Below are 20062 nucleotides of genomic sequence, written 5' to 3'. Positions count from 1 at the left end.
AGACTGATGGCCGGTTCTTCCCGCACCGATGATTCCCCATTTGGCCGCTGGTGGCGGAATGTAGACCGGACAACCCTGATCTGCACCTTTATCCTTATTGGTTTCGGCTACATCCTCATGCTGGCTGCCAGCCCTGCCGTGGCTGTACGTATTGGCGCATCACGCAATATGTTCATTTTCAAGCAGGTGCTGTTTCTGGGCATTGCGGGTGTCATTGTGGTTGGCATTTCCATGCTTTCCCGCAAGGCAGTGCTGCGCCTTTCCATGATAGGCGGGGTGCTGATGCTGGGGGCAACCGCGCTTACCCTTGTGCATGGTATAGAAATTAAAGGGGCACGGCGCTGGATTGCCCTGCCCATGATGTCTCTCCAGCCATCTGAGTTTTTGAAGCCCTGCTTTGCCGTTGTTACGGGCTGGTTGCTCACGCAGCGCCGTGTTTCCCGTTACTTCCCGGGTATGCTCATTGCCTTTGCCCTGTATGGGCTGATTGTGCTTTTGCTGAAATCTCAGCCAGATATTGGCATGCTTACGGTTATTACCGCCGTGTTTCTGGTGCAGCTTTTTGTAGATGGGCTCAACCTCATCCTAGTTGCATTTGGCTTTGGCTGCATGATTGCCGCCGGTATTGCTGCGTTTTTTATCTTCCCGCATGTGCGCTCGCGCGTTGAACGCTTTATGCATCCCGGCGTGGGAGATCATTACCAGATTGACACCGCCCTGCGTGCCTTTGGCAATGGCGGCCTATTGGGGCGCGGCCCCGGTGAAGGCCGCGTGAAAGACCTGTTGCCTGATGCGCATGCAGACTTTGTGTTTGCTGTGGCGGGAGAAGAATATGGGCTGGTGGTGTGTATGCTTATCATCTGCGTATTTGGCGTGATTGTAGTACGCACCCTGCTCCGGCTGATCCGTGAGGATGATCCGTTTGTGGTCATTGCCACATCTGGGCTGGTCACAGGCTTCGGCTTGCAGGCATTTGTGAATATGGCTTCCTCCTTGCATCTTATTCCTACCAAGGGCATGACACTGCCCTTCATTTCCTATGGTGGGTCTTCAGCCATGTCAGTCGCATTAGCTATTGGCATGGTACTTGCCCTTACACGGCAGCAGCAGGGGCGTGTCTCTGCTGGCAATGGTTTTGTAACCACACTCAGACAATGGCGGTCAGCATGAATTCACGTACTATCGTCATTGCCGCAGGCGGCACTGGCGGGCACTTCTTTCCGGCCGAAGCCTTGGCAGACACGTTGGCAGAACGCGGCCATCACCTTGTGCTCATGACAGACGGGCGCGCAGGCAAGCGTGAAAGCGGTGTATTTTCCCGTGGCCCGCAATATGTTCTCAGCGGTGCTGGTGTGGCTGGGCGCGGGCCAATCCGTGCCATTCGCGCAGGGCTTACCCTGCTGGCAAGTGCATGGAGAGCACGTTCTATTCTCCAGCAGATCAAGCCAGATGTTGTGGTGGGTTTTGGGGGGTATCCTTCTGTACCGCCCTTGCTGGGTGCGCGGCTGATCGGGCGTAAACACCCAGCCCTGATTATTCATGAAGGCAACGCGGTTTTGGGTAAGGCCAATGCAGTGCTTTCCCGCTTTGCGGATGTTATTGCCACGTCTTTCCCCTCTGTTGCCAAACTGCCCATTGGCGCGCGCACCGTGTTTACAGGCATGCCCGTACGCCCCGCCATTGCAGCCCTTGCGGGTGAAGGATGGGTGGCGCCAACAGACCATATCAATCTACTGGTATGGGGTGGGTCTCTGGGTGCACGCATTTTCTCTGAAGTTGTACCGGCTGCCATAGCCAAATTACCGGAGGGGCTGCGCCAGCGTATGCGTATTACGCAACAGGCGCGGCAGGATGATCTGGATGCCGTGCGAACCGCCTATGCCGAAATGGGTGTGCAGGCGCGCGTTGAATCCTTTTTGCAGGATGTGCCCGAACTTCTGGCTTCAGCTCATCTGGTTATCGGGCGTGCTGGCGGATCTTCTGTGGCAGAAATTACAACAGCGGGCCGCCCGTCCATTCTGGTGCCCCTGCCCATTGCCGCCAGCGATGAGCAGACAGAAAACGCCCGCGCCATTACCAATGCTGGAGCTGGTTGGATGATCCGCCAGCCGGACTTTACCTCTGCGGCCCTTGCAAGCCGCCTGAATGATCTTTTCACCGCGCCGGATGAACTGGCACAGGCAGCCCAAGCCGCTGCCACGCTTGCCCGCCCGGATGCTGCCCTCCGCCTGGCCGATATAGTAGAAGAATGCTTCACTCCTTCCCCTGCACCCGCCCATCCGACGACCTCCAACGAGACGGAGACACGCGCATGAGAGCCCTCCCCCTTTCCATCGGAACCATCCATTTTGTCGGCATTGGCGGCATTGGCATGTCCGGCATTGCGGAGGTGCTGTGCCTGTTGGGTTACTCCGTACAGGGGTCGGATATCGCAGAAAACGCCAATGTAAAACGCCTGCGGGCTGCTGGTATTCCCGTAACTATTGGCCACAAGGCAGAAAATCTGGGTGATGCGCAGGTGGTGGTCATTTCCACCGCTGTTAAACGTGATAACCCGGAAGTTGTGGCCGCACGCGCCAAACTGATTCCGGTTGTGCGCCGTGCAGAAATGCTGGCCGAACTGATGCGTCTGCGCTGGTCTGTTGCTGTAGGCGGCACGCACGGCAAAACCACCACCACCAGCCTTGTAGCTGCGGTGCTGGAAGCCGCCAAACTGGACCCAACCGTGATTAACGGCGGTATTATTGAAGCCTACGGCACCAATACCCGCATGGGTAAAGGGGATTGGATGGTGGTGGAAGCAGATGAGAGCGATGGCTCCTTTCTGCGCCTGCCCTCCGTCATTTCCGTTGTCACCAACATGGACCCGGAACATCTGGACCACTGGGGCTCCCCCGAAGCTATGGAAGCTGCTTATGACCAGTTTGTTTCCAACGTACCATTTTACGGGTTTGCCGTGCTGTGTATTGATCACCCAGCCGTGCAGCAGATGATCCCACGCCTGTCTGACCACCGGATTGTCACCTACGGGTTCTCACCGCAGGCTGACGTGCGCGCAGAAAAACTGATTACCGATAAACTGGGCGCTACGTTTGAAGTCACGCTGACAGACCGCGTAAGTCGCCGCACCCGCAAAGCTGGGCCTTTCCGCCTGCCCATGCTGGGTTCTCATAACGTGCAGAACGCTCTGGCCGCTATTGCTGTGGCAACGGAAATGGACATCAGCGATGATGTTATCCGTTCGGGTTTGGCCAGCTTCCGTGGTGTCAAACGCCGCTTTACCCGCACGGGGGAAGCTGGTGGCATTACGGTGATTGATGATTACGGCCATCATCCTGTTGAAATTGCCGCTGTGCTCAAAGCGGCCCGACAAGCCGGGGCTAACCACGTTATTGCCGTTATGCAGCCGCATCGCTATTCACGCCTGAAAATTCTGTTCTCAGATTTCTGCGCCTGCATGAATGATGCGGATACTGTGATTGTGTCTGATGTATACGCTGCGGGTGAAGACCCATTGCCCGATGCCAGCCGTGACAAGCTGATTGAAGGGCTACGTGAACGTGGCCACCGCTCTGTGGTGCCACTTTCCAGCCCGGACCATCTGGCAGAAATGATCAACGCCATTGCCAAACCGGGTGATTACGTTGTGTGCCTTGGTGCAGGCACCATCACCAACTGGGCACAAGCTCTGCCTGCACAGCTTGCCGCCCTACAGGCTGAAGATAAGGGTGGCAACGCGGCATGAACAATCCGGCCTCCATGCAGGATATGGTCAAGCACGCTTTTGCCAATATGCGCGGAAGGCTGACACCGCAGGCCCCGCTTGGCCCACGCACATGGTTCCGGGTTGGCGGAGCAGCGGAATGGCTGTTCCAACCTGCTGATGCCGAAGATCTGGCAAATATTTTGCAACGCCTCTCCCCCGAACTGCCCATAACGGCTTTAGGGGCCTGCTCTAACGTGATTATCCGCGATGGCGGCCTAGAAGGCGTTGTTGTCCGTATGGCCCGTGGCTTTGCGGACATTACGGTGGAAGCCGATGGTATTATAGCTGGCTGCGCCTGCCTAGATGCCACAGTGGCCGAACATGCAGCACAGGCCGGGCTTGCTGGGCTGGAATTTCTGGCGGGTATTCCCGGCTCCATTGGAGGGGCCGTGCGTATGAACGCTGGCGCTTATGGGTCAGACATCGCCAATGTTTTGGATTGGGCAGAAATTATTACGCGCGATGGCAGTCTGATTCGGCTGGATAACGCCGCCTTGCGGTTTGGTTACCGTCGTTCTGGCTTGCCAGAAGGTGCATTTGTTATTCGGGCCCGTTTGCGTGGCACACCTGCAACCCCGCAGGATGTGGCCAAGCGTATTGCAGAAGTGCGGGCAGCGCGTGAACTTTCTCAGCCCGTGCGTGCACGTACGGGGGGTTCCACCTTCCGTAACCCGGATGCAGAAACATCTTCTCGCAAAGCGTGGGAACTGATTGATGCTGCCGGATGCCGCGGACTACGCCGCGGAGATGCTCAGGTAAGCGAAAAACACTGCAATTTCCTTATCAATTTGGGCAATGCCACAGCGGCTGATCTGGAAGGATTGGGAGAAGACGTGCGCACACGTGTTGCCCAGAATTCCGGTGTTTCCCTACATTGGGAAATCAAGCGATTAGGGAAAACGGAGGCATCTGCCCAATGAGTACGCCAAAACGTGTGACCGTGCTGATGGGGGGAATGTCTTCCGAGCGTGTGGTCAGTCTTTCATCCGGTGAGGGTGTGGCTGAGGCTTTGCGGAGCAAAGGGTATGATGTGTGCACGCTGGATGCCCAGGCAGATCTGTCTGCTCTGGTTGAAGTACTGAACGCACAAAAACCGGATGTCGTGTTCAACGCCCTACATGGCAGATTTGGCGAGGATGGCTGTATTCAGGGCATTCTGGACTGGATGGGCATTCCTTACACACATTCAGGTATTCGTGCCTCTGCCAACGCGATGGACAAAGCCGCAGCCCGCGCCATTTTCCAGACAGCCGGGCTGCCCGTAGCCGAGGGCATGGTGGTGGAAATTGCCAGCCTTGCCGATGCAGATCCGCTGCCCATGCCTTATGTGGTGAAACCGCTGAACGAAGGTTCCTCCGTTGGGGTATCCATCGTACGTGCAGGTTCCAACACTCGCGCCAATATTGTTAAAAACTGGACTTTCGGCCCACATGCGCTTGTAGAAGCTTTTATTCCCGGCCGGGAAATTACCGTAGGTGTTATGGGAGATCGTGCCCTTACCATTACGGATATTACCCCCACCGGCGCAGGGCATGATTTTTACGACTATGATTCAAAATATCAGGTCGGTGGCTCCGCCCATGTTCTGCCTGCGCAAATTGATGCCGCCAGCGCCAAACTGGCGCTTGAGGTAGCCGTAAAGGCACATCAGGCCCTGGGGTGTTCTGGCGCTTCACGCTCTGATTTCCGGCTGGATGATACAAACCAGGATCAGCCGCATCTTGTTCTGCTGGAGGTGAACACCCAACCTGGCATGACGGCAACGTCCCTATTGCCGGAACAGGCGGCCTATTGTGGCATTACCTACCCCGAACTTTGTGCGTGGTTGGTTGAACAGGCTGCCTGCCGACAATGAGGTCCCCTCTACCTCCTGCTGACAGACCTTCACGCATCGGGCTTTTTCTCAGGCGTCAGAAACGTCTGCTGCGGCCTATTGCCGGGCTGCTGTTTCTGGCCATACTCGGCAGTATTGGATATATCAGCCTGAAAATTCCGGCTGTGCAGGAACAAATCGCTCCATTGCGGGATAAGCTGCTGGGCACCTCTGCCTTGCGCGTTACAAGCATTCATATTGATGGTGCACAACTCACAAGTGAGCAAAGCATTCGGGATGCGCTGGGAGTTGAGGTGGGAGACCCGGTGCTGGACTTTAGCGTATCCGATGCACGCGAAAAACTGGATACTCTGCCCTTTGTGGATCACGTTACCATAGAACGCCATCTCTCTGGTGAAATTGACGTGCATATTACAGAGCGCCTACCCTATGCAGTATGGCAGCACCAAGGGCATTTTGAACTGATAGACAGGCAAGGCAACCGCGTGCCCGACCAAGGCATGACCGGCAAGGATGCAGAAGCCTTTACAAAATTACCTTTGGTGGTTGGAGATGGGGCAAATACCGCCGCAGCCAGTCTGATTGATATTCTGGCGCAGGAGCCAGATGTTAAGTCCCACGTCACAGCCGCCGTACGGGTCAGTGACAGGCGATGGAATCTTACGCTCCGGGATGGCACAACTGTACTGTTGCCAGAAGGCGAAGAAACACCGGCCATTCACAGGCTGGCAAAAATCAATGCCTCAACACAGTTGCTGGACCGGCCTGTACTGCTGATAGATATGCGCCTGCCAGACCGGTTGACCATTAAGGAAAAACCACCAACATCACCACCGTCATCAGATACAGGAAATAATACGCCAGACAGTTCTGCCTCTCCACCACGCAAGGCAGATACTCCCAAACCAGTCTCGCATCCTACGCATCCCGCGCCTAAAGAAACCAAAAAAGATAACCCGGAGGAAAATTCAGATGAGTGACCCCACGCGTTCACCCGCTTCCTCTGGTTTTAGCCTTTCTGAGCGTCTGCATAAAAAACGGACAACGGCAGCCCCCGGATCTTCCTTGCTCATGAGTGGTGGAGAAAGTTCCCTTCCTCTACCTCCAAGTGAAAAAAACAAGCGTCCGCACACATGGCGCAACGGCTATACGGCGGTTTTGGATATTGGCTCCACCAAAATTACCTGCCTGATTGGCAAGGGTGAGCCCAACGGAAACCTGCGTGTGGTGGGTTACGGATGGCGGCGTTCTGCCGGCGTGCGTAATGGTGCCATTACAGAATTACAGGAAGCCGAAGCCGCCATTCGGGCCACGGTTGGCCAAGCTGAAACCATGGCAGAACGGCCTATTGATAAGATTGTGGTCAACCTTTCCTGCGGGCATCCGGCCAGCCGTCTGTTTAACGTGCGCTGGCCTATTGGGGGCCGTGTTGTTACAGAAGCGGACATTCGGCGTGTGGTGACGGAAGGGCGTATTCAGGCCACCGTACAGGGGCGCGAGGTTATTCATACCCTGCCCATAGATTTTACCGTAGATGACACGGAGGGTGTTTCAGACCCACGGGGCCATCTGTGTGAAACACTCAAGGCACGCCTGCATATTATAGATGCCGCTACCACTGCGCTGATGAATCTGGAAACTGTTCTCAGCCGCGCGGAACTAAAAATGGAAGCCTTGGTTTCCTCCCCCCTGGCCTCTGGCCTTTCCGTGCTGGATGCAGATGAGCGAGACCTCGGCACCACCGTTGTTGATATGGGTGGGGGCACCACATCTTTAGCTGTGTTTGGTGAAGGGCAGATTTTACATACGGCCCAGATTGGCGTGGGCGGTTTGCATGTTACGCGTGATATTGCCCGCGGGCTCAGCACCTCATTGGAAAATGCCGAACGCCTGAAAACTTTTTACGGCAGTGCTGATCTGGCCTCCGATGTGGAAGACGAAGTTCTGACAGTCGAGCTGCTGGGGAATGATGTACCGCATTTTGAGCAGGTCTCACGCGCACAGCTCGGCCATATTATTCGCCCACGGGTAGAAGAAACGCTCGAACTGGTGCGTGAAAAACTGGATGGCGCCGGGCTGGGCACCGCGGCCAGCGGGCGCATTGTGCTAACGGGTGGCGCCTCCTTACTGGATGGCATTCGCCCTATGGCAGAGCGCATACTTGGTATGCCTGTCAGTTCCGGGCGTCCATCAGGTGCCAGTTTCACACGCTCTGTGCGTCTTGGTCGGCCTAAGCATATTATTGGCCTGCCTGAAAATACGGCCGCAGCCGCAGGCTTTGCCACCGCTGCCGGATTGCTCTGCTGGGCTGCCAGCGCAGAACGTCCTTTTGGAGACGTAGAGTTTCGCGAAGCAGCACCTACTGGATTTTTGCAAAAACTCATCGCTTTTATTCGAGAGAGGGTTTGATTTAGTTTGCAAATTCTTGGTAATCTGAACGCAATCTAATTTCTCTAGCACATACCGGTAAGCTGCAGCCGTTCGGGAGACACTCATGACACTCAACCTGACCGTTCCACCCCAAACACATGCTGATTTTTCCCCAAAAATCACAGTCATTGGTGTTGGCGGTGGGGGCACGAACGCAGTTGACAACATGATTGCATCCAATTTGCAGGGTGTGGATTTTGTTGTTGCCAATACAGATGCCCAAAGCTTGGAAAAAAGCTTGGCAGATAGCCGAATCCAGCTTGGCCCGCACCTGACCCATGGTTTGGGTGCTGGTGCAAAACCGGAAGTCGGCCGTGCTGCGGCAGAAGAAGCTGCAGACGAAATTGCACGGTATCTGGATGGCGCTCACATGGTTTTTATCACCACCGGCATGGGGGGTGGCACGGGCACGGGGGCTGCCCCCGTTATTGCCCGCATGGCACGTGAGCGAAACATTCTCACCATTGGCGTTGTCAGCAAGCCTTTTGCTTACGAAGGCAAGCGCCGTGGGCGTGTCGCGGATGAAGGTATCAAGGAACTTCAGCAATATGTGGATACGCTGATTGTTATCCCCAACCAGAACCTTTTCCGTATTGCCAATGAACGCACCACCCTGCGTGAAGCCTATCAACTGGCTGATCAGGTGCTCAACATGGGTGTGCGCGGCGTAACCGATCTGATGATGGACCGTGGTTACGTTAATCTGGATTTTGCCGATATTCGCAGTGTTATGGCTGAAATGGGCAAAGCCATGATGGGTACGGGTGAAGGTGAAGGTGAAAACCGCGCCGTAGAAGCTGCCGAAGCGGCCATTTCCAACCCACTTCTGGAAGATACCTGCATGTCTACCGCCAAGGGCCTGCTGGTAAATGTAACCGGTGGTGAGGACATGACCTTCTTTGAAGCAGAAGAAGCATTTAATCGTGTCTGCCGTGAAGTGCCCGAAGATGCCAACATGATTTTCGGCACCGTGATTGATGAAAAAATGAGTGGCCGTATCCGGGTGTCCGTGGTTGCCACGGGCATTGATATGCCTTCCGATTCTGCAGAACGCCCGCACTTGGTCGCTGTGGAAGGTGAAGCTCAGGCAGAACAGCCACAAGCTGCTGTTGGTGGTGGCACCGTTTCTACGGCTGTGCCTGTTCCACCCGTAACGCCACAGGTTACCCCTGCACCTGCCGCGCCACAGCATGCACAGGTCTTTCAGCCAGCTGGTGCCAACAACGTATCTGCCCCACCTGCGCACACTGTGCCTGTTCAGGCCGCACCAGCCGCCACCCCCAGCCAGCAGCCCCAGCAATTGCGCCCGGCAGTTTCTCCGCGTGCAGGGCTGTTTACAGAAACACCGCGCCAGCCTGCAGCTGCTCCCCAACCGCAGGAAGCTCCTGCCCATCGTAGCCTTTTTGGCCGTGTAACTGGTGCATTCCGCCGCAACGCCGATACCTCTCGGCAGGAACCCAATGCACAAGCACGCCCCACAATCAGTCAGGCTGATCAGGGTTCAGGCCTGCGTTCCGGGGAAGGTGATTCCGGGCTGGAAATTCCTACTTTCCTGCGCCGTTAATTTTTTACACTTTAAATCTACAGATGCGTCGCCCTTTATAAGGCGACGCATTTTTTATGTAATAGATGGCAATAATCGTTGACTGGCCTCAACCAGAAACAGGCATTAGCGTTATTATAACCTTCTATCTACGCAAGCATAGGATGCCCAGATAATGGACGGTCTGCTAAGGGAGCCTCTCCTGTATTCTGATATTGTGGAGAGCCCTGCATCTTTTATGCGTTCTGTTAGAAAAACCCCGTCTGCTTTGCAGCATACGTTACGCCATGCCATTTCCTGCACAGGCATAGGGCTGCATACGGGCCAATCCATCCGCATGAGTTTGCATCCTGCGCCTGCCGGGCATGGTATTGTCTTTCAGCGTACAGATCTGCCCAATGCAGCCCCTATTCCCGCGCAGTATGACTATGTTGTGGAAACACGCCTGAGCACTGTTTTAGGTGAGGCACAACGCCCGGAAAATAGGGTAGCGACTGTTGAACACCTTATGGCCGCATTAAACGGCTGTGGTGTAGATAACGTGCTTGTTTTGATTGATGGCCCCGAAACCCCGGTTTTTGATGGTTCTGCCGCAGATTTTGTTTTTCTGCTGGATTGTGCAGGCCGGCAAGCGCAAGACGCACATCGGCGCTTTATTGAAGTCTCGAAACCCATTCGGGTTTGCCACAATGATTCGTGGGTCGAACTTCACCCTACCTCTGGCAGTCACCTTCATTTATCTTTGAGCATTGATTTCCCGGCAAAAGCCATCGGGCAACAGAGTTACAGCGCAGAACTTACACCGTGGTCTTTCCGCCATGAACTGGCAAATAGCCGCACTTTTACCCTTAAAGCGGAAATTGAAGCGCTCCACCGTGCTGGACTGGCACGGGGTGGATCTCTTGATAATGCCATTGTGGTGGATGATGGCCATATTCTAAATCCTACCGGCCTACGTAAACCGGATGAATTCATTCGTCATAAAGTTATGGATGCTGTGGGGGATCTTTATCTGGCTGGTGGTGTATTGCTCGGTGAATTCCGGGGCCATATGTCCGGTCATGCGTTGAATAATCAGGTTTTGCGCGCACTTTTTGCAGATAAAAGCGCATGGCGTGATATGGCCCCTTCTCTGCCTGCCGTTTCTGCCGCCTGATGCCTTTTTGGCGCAATAACGAGTCAATCGCTGTTTCATTGCTTTTCTTGCGCAATGGGCATGCTATAAGATGCCGTCTCTAAATGAAGAGCCGGTATGTCTGACATTTGTATCAAACCACAGTTGCTTCGCCACGTTCTGCCCCGCGTGCTTTCAGTTGCCCTGCTGACAAGCCTGTCTGGCTGTGGCTTGTTTAATGAAAACAAGAAGCTTCCGCCGGCCCCCAAAATTGCTGCGCCTGAAACACTTTATAATAACGGCATTGATGCCCTGCGCACCAAACGTTACACGCTCGCAGCCTCAGAGTTTGAAACGCTTCAGCAGAATTATCCCTATTCCGGTTACATCGCCAATGCCCAGCTTATGGAAGGCTATGCGTATTACCTGAAAGGGAAATATCCTGAAGCCGTGCAGCAGCTTAACCGCTTTATCAGCCTGCATCCTACCAGTTCAGATTCGGCTTATGCGTATTATCTGCGCGCGCTGTGCTTTTATGAGCAGATTGCGGATGTACAGCGTGATCAGCAAGGCACAGCAGAATCCATGGATGCGCTGGAAGAAGTGATCACGCGCTTCCCTCAATCCAAATATGCCCGTGATGCGCAGTTGAAAATCGACCTTTGCCGAGACCATCTGGCCGGTAAGGAAATGCTGGTTGGCCGCTATTATCAGCGTGAAAAGAATTACGAAGGCGCTATTAACCGCTACCAACGCGTTGTGCAGGATTTTCAGACCACCAACCATGTGCCTGAAGCTTTGGAACGCATGGTGGAAGTGTACCTGGATCTGGGACTAACAGATCAGGCCCGTAAATCTGCCATTGTGTTGGGCTACAACTATTCTGGCAGCAAATGGTATCGCTATGCCTATGATGATCTGCGCCGTTATCATCTGCTGAACGATAAATTCCCTATCCCAGGCAAGGTTGTTACCGCATCTGATATGCCACAAGATGCTGAACCCGGCACACCTGGCGCCAGAAAAGGCACGGCCATGGCGCCAGATGCCATAGCAACCGATACGCGGAATGAAAATACGCAGCCACAGGCCATGCCAATTAAGGCTGCCCCTGTAACACCTGTAAAAGCAGAACCTACAGCCCCTGCCGATTCTGCACCCCCTCCCGCAAAATAAAAGAACACATAGAGAACATTTTTCTGGCAGCCTGTGCCTGAAAGAGGTAATGTGTATGCGCCGCCCCACTGAGGGCGGGGCAAGCAGAAAGCTTCTGGCTTTTGTGTTTTGCCGTCTTTCCTGTCATTTGGGCACAAGCCCGGAAAACCGGATGCCGTTATGCTAACAAGCCTTTCCATCAGGGACGTTGTTCTGATTGAAACGCTCGATCTCTCACTCCATGCAGGTTTTACTGCACTTACAGGGGAAACCGGGGCGGGCAAATCCATTTTATTAGATAGTCTGGGCCTTGCCATGGGGGAACGTGCCAGTGCCGGACTGGTGCGTGCTGGCGCAGCAGAAGCACGCGTTACTGCCAGCTTTGATGTATCCACCGCGCATGAAGCATTCGGCATTCTGCAAGAACAGGATATTCCAGCAGAAGCGCAGGAACCCTTGGTTCTCCGCCGTGTGATCTCCAAGGAAGGACGCTCACGCGCGTGGATCAATGATCAGCCCGTGGGCATCACGCTTTTGCGGCGCGTGGCAGCAACACTTATTGAAATTCAAGGCCAGCACGAACAAATGGGGCTGGCAGATTCCAGCACACATCGCGGCTTGCTGGATGCTTATGGTGTCAAACCCTCCCTTCTTAATGGCGTTGCCAATAGTTTTGACCGTTGGCAAACTTTGCGCACAGAGCTGGCCAATGCGCATCGTGCACTCGAGGAAGCCGCGCGGGAAGAAGAATGGCTGCGCCATACGGTTGATGAACTCACCGCACTTGCTCCACAACCCGGGGAGGAAGAAGAACTGGCTCAACAACGCCACGCACTTCAGCAAGCCGAACGACGTGGTGAAGCCGTTGCTGCAGCCCTTTCCGAACTCACCCCCAAAGACAGACGCTCCCCCGGCCCTGCCGCTGCCTTGCGTGGGGCAAGCCGTGCTCTATTACGCCTCGTTCCGGCACATGCTGCCTCCGTGGCCCCGCAATCTGCGGAAACCGAGCCACTTGAGGCCCGCACAACAGAGGCCTTGGCTGCCTTGGAAAATGCGGAAAACGCCCTTGCAGAGGCTGAAAGCCTGCTCTCTCGCCTGGCTGCAGACACAGAAGCCAATCCGCGCTTACTGGAAGATACGGAAGAACGCCTGTTTGCTCTGCGCACCGTTGCACGCAAACATTCTGTTCCCGTAGATGATCTAGCGGATCTGCTCGCACGCCTATCTAGCCGCCTGACGGCACTGGAAAACGGCACGGCCGCGCTGGAATCTCTTAAAATTGCCACGGAAGATGCGCGTCTAACCTACATTCAAAAAGCCGAGGCCCTGCAAGAAGCCCGCACCAAAGCCGCCCGTAAAATGGAGCAGGCTGTTACAGCGGAACTCAAACCAATCAAGCTGGAAAAAGCCCGCTTTTTGGTAGATATCAAGCCCCTCTCCGCAGACCAGTGGAGCAGACAGGGGATGGAGCAGGTTATTTTCCTTATTGCTGCCAACCCGGGCCAACCCGCCGGGCCATTGGCAAAAGTTGCCTCTGGGGGTGAACTCTCCCGCCTTATGCTGGCGCTCAAACTGGTTCTGGCTGGCCAGTCTGGAATTGGCACGCTGATTTTTGATGAAATTGATGCAGGTGTTGGCGGCGCCACAGCCGCAGCCATTGGTGAACGCCTGCACCGGCTTGCACAAAATGTGCAGGTTCTGGCTGTTACACACAGCCCTCAGGTGGCTGCTAGCGCAGATGCACATTTGCGTATTGGCAAACTTACCCGTAACGGCCAAACAGTAACGCACGCCACCGCGCTTACAGATACAGAGCGTAATGAGGAAATTGCGCGTATGCTGGCCGGTGATACAGTCACCGATGCCGCCCGCGCTGCTGCTGCCAGCCTGCTTGGACATGATGAGAATGCCTGAAACACTCCACCTTCCCGCTGCTATGACCCACCAACAGGCACGGGAAGAACTGGAACGCCTTGCCGCCGAAATAGCCCATCACAACACCGCCTACTATAGAAACGATGCGCCAGAAATCAGCGATGCAGAATATGATGCTCTACGCAGGCGCTATAATGCCATTGTCACCCAGTATCCTGAAGCTGAACCAGAAAACAGCGCGGCCCACGCTGTAGGCGCTGCACCAGATACGGCCTTTGGCAAGCACATTCATCTTGTGCCCATGCTCTCATTGGATAACGTATTTGGCCGGGAAGATTTTGAAGGCTTTATCAGCCGCGCCACACGCTTTTTGGGGCTGGATCAGGAAGCGACCGCGCAACTGGTTTTTGTGGGTGAACCCAAAATTGATGGTCTTTCCATCAGCCTGACGTATGAAAAAGGTCGTTTTGTGCGTGGCACCACCCGTGGAGATGGCACGGAAGGCGAAGATGTTACCGCCAATTTGCGCACATTGAAGGATCTGCCGCTGCGTCTTGCGGGCACCTATCCAGATCTGATCGAAATTCGCGGGGAGGTTTTCCTTTCCAAAAAACACTTTCTGGAACTCAACGCCACGCAGGAGGCTGCAAATAAACGCCTGTTCGCCAACCCGCGTAATGCGGCAGCGGGGTCACTTCGGCAGCTCGACCCCAAAATTACAGCACAGCGCCCGCTTTCTCTTTTTGCCTATGCCCTTGGTTTTTGCTCCGAAAAAATCAGCCGCAGCCATTGGGCATACCTGGAACAACTCAAAGCATGGGGTTTTCCGGTCAATCCTCTTTCCCGCCTGATTAAAGGCGTGGAAGATGCCGAAGCTTTTTTTGCTGAAGTTAGTCAAAACCGAGCGGAACTTGCCTACGATATTGATGGTGTTGTTTACAAAATTGATGATCTGGCCTTGCAGGAACGCTTGGGTTTTGCGGGCCGTGCGCCACGCTGGGCCATTGCATGGAAATTTCCCGCAGAACAGGCTGTCACACGCCTGAAGGAGATAGAAATTCAGGTTGGCCGCACAGGCGCTCTTACGCCGGTTGCGCATCTGGAGCCTGTAAATGTTGGGGGCGTGCTGGTTATGCGTGCCACCTTACATAATGAAGATGAAATTGCCCGCAAGGATATACGCCCCGGAGATATGGTTTTCATCCAACGGGCGGGGGATGTTATCCCGCAAGTGCTCGGCGTTGCCCCCACTACGGATGGAAAACCTCGGCAAGCTCCTTATCACTTCCCGGATCATTGCCCTGTTTGTGGTGCTGTGGCCGTGCGGCCTGAAGGCGAAGCTGTGCGCCGTTGCACCGGCGGCCTTACCTGCCCGGCACAGGTTGTGGAACGGCTTATTCACTTTGTTTCTCGCCAGGCCTTTGACATCGAAGGGCTGGGAGAGCGCAGTATCCGCGAATTCCATGATATCGGCCTGATTTTAACGCCGGGTGATATTTTCCGCCTGCACACCCATGCCGCAGAAATAGAAAAGCGCGATGGCTGGGGTGAACAATCTGTTCACAAACTGCTGCAAGCCATAGAAAGCCGCCGCACCATTTCCCTTTCTCGCTTTATTTACGCACTGGGTATCCGCCGGATTGGGGCCAGCAATGCCCGCCTGCTGGCACGCCATTACGGTACGTATGAAAACTGGTTTAACCAGATGCAGGCAGCCGCCATTATTGGTTCTGATGCGCGACTGGAACTGGGCTCCATTACCGGTATTGGCACGACAACGGCTGAAGATCTGGTAGCTTTTGTAGCAGAAGAGCATAACCTGCAAACATTGGCAGATTTACGCGCCAATCTGACCATAACGGAAGAAACCGCTGCATCTGAAGGAGCCTTGGCAGGTAAAACAATTGTGTTTACCGGCACCCTGCACACCATGACGCGCCCGGAAGCCAAAGCAACTGCAGAGCGTATGGGGGCCAAGGTTTCGGATTCCGTCTCTAAAAAGACAGATCTGGTAGTACTGGGTGAAAAAGCTGGCTCAAAAGCCAAAAAGGCAGCCGAACTTGGCCTTCAGACTATGGATGAAGCGGAATGGAATGCTTTTTGTCTGGGGCAGGAGTAACAGGACGGCGTACACGTTTTTTTGTATTCTGATACAAAAGAGAGATTGCTCCCCCAGCAAAACTGCGCCATGCTATCTTCCAACGAAGGGATGGATTATCAAGTCGTCCAAAACCAAGAATAAAAATAGTACGCAGGCCAGCCTATCGCCCCGTTATCTCTCTTTTCCTCCCCTCGGTCGGGGCTTTGGCTTTACTGCGTGCAGGAATGAAGTGAACGGCACATGACCAAGTGGATCTACAGTTTCGGCGCAGGCCAGAGCGAAGGCAACGCCGGGATGCGCAATCTCCTCGGCGGCAAAGGAGCCAATCTGGCAGAAATGGCCAATATTGGCCTTCCTGTTCCTCCGGGGTTTACCATTACCACTGAAGTCTGCACGGCGTTCTACGAAAACGGACGGAAATACCCGGCTGACCTGGAATCCCAGCTTGAAGAAGCCATGGGTCTAGTTGAAAAAGCCATGGGCTTGCGCTTTGGTGATGCCAACGCTCCCCTGCTTGTTTCTGTCCGTTCTGGCGCACGTGTTTCCATGCCCGGCATGATGGATACAGTTCTCAACCTGGGGCTGAATGACAGCACCGTTGAAGGGCTTGTAAAATCATCCGGTGATGCCCGGTTTGCATGGGATAGCTACCGCCGCTTCATTCAGATGTACGGCTCTGTTGTGCTGGGCGTTGCCCACCACCGCTTTGAAGATCTGCTTGAGCAGATCAAGCGTGCCATCGGCAAGGAAGACGATACGTCTCTGAGCGCTGAGGAATGGCAGGAAGTCGTTAAAGGTTACAAGCAGATTGTTCTGCAGGAAACCGGCACCGCCTTTCCCGAAAGCCCGAAGGAACAGCTATGGGGCGCCATTGGAGCCGTTTTTGGCTCATGGATGAACCCTCGCGCCAACACCTACCGCAAGCTGCATGATATTCCAGCCAGCTGGGGCACGGCTGTTAACGTGCAGTCCATGGTGTTCGGCAACATGGGTGATGACTGCGCAACCGGCGTCTGCTTTACGCGTGATCCTTCCACCGGTGAAAACATTTTCTACGGTGAATACCTGATCAACGCGCAAGGTGAAGACGTTGTGGCCGGCATCCGCACACCGCAACCTATGGCTGCATCCCGTGCGACTGAAGGTCAGGTGCCGATGGAAAAGGCCCTGCCCAACGCGTATCAGGAACTGCTGAAAGTGCGCGATCTGCTGGAACGCCACTATCGCGATATGCAGGATATTGAATTCACGGTGCAGGCCAACAAGCTGTACCTGCTCCAGACACGTTCAGGCAAACGCACAGCCGCCGCCGCTCTGCGCATTGCCATTGATATGGCTAAGGAAAACCTGATTACGCAGGAAGAAGCCGTTAACCGCGTGCCTCCTGCATCTCTTGATCAGCTTCTGCACCCTGTGCTGGACCCCAAGGCAGAACGTCAGCTACTTACACGTGGCCTTCCTGCCTCTCCGGGTGCGGCAACGGGTGTTATCGCGTTCTCGGCAGAGGATGTGGAAGACCGTGCCGCCAATGGTGAAGATGTTATTCTGGTGCGTGTTGAAACCTCTCCAGAAGACGTGCACGGCATGCACGCTGCACGTGGGGTGCTGACAACACGTGGTGGCATGACATCTCACGCTGCCGTGGTTGCGCGTGGCATGGGCCGCGTATGTGTGGCCGGTGCTGGCAGCATTGCCGTGGATTACAAAGCCCAGACCATGACGGTAGACGGCCACGCGCTTAAGGCGGGTGACTGGCTGACGCTGGATGGCGGTACAGGCGCTGTTTACAAAGGCCGTGTTCCCACCATTCCTCCTACTCTCTCTGGTGACTTTGCAACCCTTATGGGGTGGGCGGATTCCATCCGTCGCCTGGGTGTGCGCGCCAATGCTGAAACACCCGAAGATGCAGCAACTGCGCGCCGCTTTGGCGCAGAAGGCATTGGCCTGTGCCGGACAGAGCACATGTTCTTTGGCCCTGATCGTATTGGCCACGTGCGCCAGATGATTATGGCGGATGAAAAAACCACACGCGCCAAAGCCATTAACGCGCTTCTACCCTTCCAGCGGAGTGACTTTACAGAACTGTTCCGCCTGATGGCCGGGTTGCCTGTCACCATTCGTCTGCTTGATCCGCCGCTGCACGAGTTTCTCCCGCATGGTGAAGCAGAGTTGGAAGAAGTGGCCAAGGCGCTGGGGCAGAATGTTGAAACCCTGCGTGCACGCCGCTCTGCCCTGTCTGAAGCAAACCCGATGCTGGGCCACCGTGGCTGCCGTCTGGGCATTACGTACCCAGAAATCTATGCCATGCAGGTACGTGCCATTGCAGAAGCAGCTTTGGATATTGCCAAGGAAACAGGTAAACCTGTTGTGCCGGAAATCATGATCCCGCTGATTGGTACCAAGGCAGAACTGGATCTGGTACGCAAAACCTGTGAAACAGCCATTGCCGATGTTCTTTCTGAACGGAAGGCAGAGCTGTCTTACAAAATTGGCACCATGATTGAGCTGCCTCGTGCTGCCATTACTGCCGATCAGATTGCACAAAGCGCGGACTTCTTCTCCTTCGGCACAAACGATCTGACACAGACAACGCTTGGCCTTTCACGCGATGATGCTGGATCCTTCCTGCCAGAATACGTGGAAAAAGGTTTGCTACCGCAAGACCCGTTTGTCTCAATCGACCGTGAAGGCGTTGGCGCTCTGGTGCGTATGGGTGTTGAAAAAGGCCGCGCCACCAAGCCAGACATCAAGCTGGGCATCTGCGGTGAGCACGGGGGCGATCCGCTTTCCATCTCCTTCTTTGAAGAAGTTGGGCTGGATTACGTTTCCTGCTCTCCGTTCCGTGTCCCCGTTGCCAGATTGGCCGCAGCACAGGCTGCACTGGCTGCCAAAAACAACAAGGCTGTAAAAGCCTGAACAAAAAGGTGGCCGCCTCTAACCGAGGCGGCCATTTTTGAATCTGGATCATGCAAAAAAAAATTACGCTCCACCTTGTTTCTGAAGCAACAGGCCAGACGCTAGATTCTGTTGCTCGCGCCTGCATTGCGCAGTTTCCCAATACAGAAGTGCATCTGCGCCACTGGAACCTTATCCGCACCCAACTGCAGCTCCGGCGCGTTCTACGGCACATCGCCCTGGACCGTGGGCCTGTTATGTCTTCCCTGACTGACCCTATCTTGCAGGCGGATATGGAAGCCGGTTGCGCAAGCCTACAGGTTCGGCTTCTGGATGTGTTGGATAATGCCCTACACTTCCTTACGGAAGAAACGGGAGAAGAAGCCACACTTCATCCGGGTGGCCAGTACATTATGGATGAAAACTATTATCAGCGCATTGAGGCCATGCATTATGTGCTGGCGCATGATGATGGGCAGGAAACCAAAGGCCTGAATGAAGCAGATGTTATTCTGGTGGGTGTCTCACGCGTTTCTAAAACACCCACCTGCTTTTATCTGGCAAACCGGGGCCTGAAAGCTGCCAATGTTCCCTTGGTTATGGGCATTGAGCCGCCGCAGGATTTATTTACAACCGATAAACCCGTTATCGGCCTGACCATTGATCCTGAACGCCTGATTGAAATCCGCCGTAACCGCCTGTCTCAGATGGTGCCATCCAAAGCCAAAGTCGATCCGATAGCAGATTACGCCTATATTGATCTGGAAAAGGTTCAGGAAGAACTGCATTGGGCACGCCGTTTGTGCCGCCGCCATAACTGGCCTGTTATTGATGTTACCCGCCGATCTATTGAGGAAACATCTGCTGCCATTCTGGATCTAATTTCTACTGGGTGAAACTTTCTTCTTCTGCCTGAAAGACATAGAGACAGAAGAAGAATTTCTGTTTTAATCAGACATTTCTGCAGGAGTTAGATGCTGAATGCGTATCGCCTGCCCTTGGGCATTATAATAAATAATGCTACTGCCGCGCCGCTGCGCATAACCATCTGGCTTGCCATCTGCTGTCCAAAACAATAAGCGGTTGGCATCTGGCTGCTCCTGCACTTTATCGCCCTCTGGTTTGTAGCGATACTTGCTGAAATCCTTATGGGCACGCGGCAAAGGCGGCTTGGTTGCCAGCTTGTGCATATCTGCAGGACGATGCGTTTCTGCATCATCGTCATCACCCAACCCTTCTTCTGCCATAGCAGAAGGCATATTCAGAACAGGCAGAGCAACTGCGCAAACACCCGCCAGAACCAACCATTTCTTCCGCAACACAGGCATCATGCTGCTGCTTTCCTTTAT

The 20062-nt window shown here is 54.5% G+C and carries 15 protein-coding genes; 14 read left to right on the top strand and 1 reads right to left on the bottom strand.

Annotated elements, in window-relative coordinates; all coding sequences use genetic code 11:
* Positions 1-6 precede the first annotated feature (6 nt).
* The 14 genes from CSR02_RS01825 (at position 7) to CSR02_RS01760 (ending at position 19609) form a co-directional block, all read left to right on the top strand.
* Positions 7-1170 carry an FtsW/RodA/SpoVE family cell cycle protein gene (locus CSR02_RS01825; protein WP_099540370.1) on the top strand — a complete coding sequence of 388 codons (1164 nt, stop codon included), beginning with the start codon at positions 7-9 and terminating at the stop codon, positions 1168-1170.
* Positions 1167-2315 (top strand): undecaprenyldiphospho-muramoylpentapeptide beta-N-acetylglucosaminyltransferase, encoded by a 1149-nt coding sequence (gene murG, locus CSR02_RS01820; RefSeq protein ID WP_099540369.1) that lies wholly within the window; start codon positions 1167-1169, stop codon positions 2313-2315. Before CSR02_RS01825 ends, murG begins: the two co-directional genes overlap by 4 nt.
* Positions 2312-3745: a UDP-N-acetylmuramate--L-alanine ligase gene (murC, locus tag CSR02_RS01815; RefSeq protein ID WP_003623074.1), complete on the top strand. Its 1434-nt coding sequence runs from the start codon at positions 2312-2314 to the stop codon at positions 3743-3745. The genes murG and murC overlap by 4 nt, the downstream gene beginning before the upstream one ends.
* The gene (gene murB, locus CSR02_RS01810; protein ID WP_099540368.1) at positions 3742-4686 is read left to right on the top strand and encodes a UDP-N-acetylmuramate dehydrogenase; all 945 of its coding nucleotides are present in this window, start codon (positions 3742-3744) and stop codon (positions 4684-4686) included. The genes murC and murB overlap by 4 nt, the downstream gene beginning before the upstream one ends.
* Entirely contained in the window at positions 4683-5621 is a 939-nt protein-coding gene (locus tag CSR02_RS01805; protein ID WP_099540367.1) for a D-alanine--D-alanine ligase, read from the top strand. Before murB ends, CSR02_RS01805 begins: the two co-directional genes overlap by 4 nt.
* Positions 5618-6580 carry a cell division protein FtsQ/DivIB gene (locus CSR02_RS01800; RefSeq protein ID WP_099540366.1) on the top strand — a complete coding sequence of 321 codons (963 nt, stop codon included), beginning with the start codon at positions 5618-5620 and terminating at the stop codon, positions 6578-6580. The genes CSR02_RS01805 and CSR02_RS01800 overlap by 4 nt, the downstream gene beginning before the upstream one ends.
* Complete coding sequence (gene ftsA / locus CSR02_RS01795) at positions 6573-8009, top strand: cell division protein FtsA (protein ID WP_099540365.1); 1437 nt, start codon at positions 6573-6575, stop codon at positions 8007-8009. The genes CSR02_RS01800 and ftsA overlap by 8 nt, the downstream gene beginning before the upstream one ends.
* An 85-nt stretch (positions 8010-8094) precedes the next feature.
* Complete coding sequence (gene ftsZ / locus CSR02_RS01790; RefSeq protein ID WP_099540364.1) at positions 8095-9594, top strand: cell division protein FtsZ; 1500 nt, start codon at positions 8095-8097, stop codon at positions 9592-9594.
* Positions 9595-9748: 154 nt separating this feature from the next.
* Positions 9749-10729 (top strand): UDP-3-O-acyl-N-acetylglucosamine deacetylase, encoded by a 981-nt coding sequence (gene lpxC, locus CSR02_RS01785; RefSeq protein WP_099540363.1) that lies wholly within the window; start codon positions 9749-9751, stop codon positions 10727-10729.
* 96 nt (positions 10730-10825) lie between these two features.
* Entirely contained in the window at positions 10826-11863 is a 1038-nt protein-coding gene (locus tag CSR02_RS01780) for an outer membrane protein assembly factor BamD (RefSeq protein ID WP_099540362.1), read from the top strand.
* Positions 11864-12022: 159 nt separating this feature from the next.
* Positions 12023-13756 carry a DNA repair protein RecN gene (gene recN, locus CSR02_RS01775; protein WP_167384072.1) on the top strand — a complete coding sequence of 578 codons (1734 nt, stop codon included), beginning with the start codon at positions 12023-12025 and terminating at the stop codon, positions 13754-13756.
* On the top strand, positions 13749-15836 hold the full coding sequence (gene ligA, locus CSR02_RS01770) for an NAD-dependent DNA ligase LigA (RefSeq protein ID WP_099540360.1): 2088 nt from the start codon (positions 13749-13751) through the stop codon (positions 15834-15836). Before recN ends, ligA begins: the two co-directional genes overlap by 8 nt.
* 222 nt (positions 15837-16058) lie before the next feature.
* Positions 16059-18734 (top strand): pyruvate, phosphate dikinase, encoded by a 2676-nt coding sequence (gene ppdK, locus CSR02_RS01765; protein WP_099540359.1) that lies wholly within the window; start codon positions 16059-16061, stop codon positions 18732-18734.
* 50 nt (positions 18735-18784) lie between these two features.
* Positions 18785-19609: a pyruvate, water dikinase regulatory protein gene (locus CSR02_RS01760; RefSeq protein ID WP_042787750.1), complete on the top strand. Its 825-nt coding sequence runs from the start codon at positions 18785-18787 to the stop codon at positions 19607-19609.
* Between the two features lie 51 nt (positions 19610-19660).
* Here the strand turns inward: CSR02_RS01760 and CSR02_RS01755 are convergent, their stop codons facing one another.
* Positions 19661-20044: a hypothetical protein gene (locus tag CSR02_RS01755; RefSeq protein ID WP_042787751.1), complete on the bottom strand. Its 384-nt coding sequence runs from the start codon at positions 20042-20044 to the stop codon at positions 19661-19663.
* Positions 20045-20062 lie beyond the last annotated feature (18 nt).

The sequence above is a fragment of the Acetobacter pomorum genome, from assembly GCF_002738225.1.
In the GTDB taxonomy this organism is placed as follows: domain Bacteria; phylum Pseudomonadota; class Alphaproteobacteria; order Acetobacterales; family Acetobacteraceae; genus Acetobacter; species Acetobacter pomorum.
Note: the sequence above shows the minus strand (reverse complement) of the source record. Positions and strands in the feature narration are given on the sequence as shown.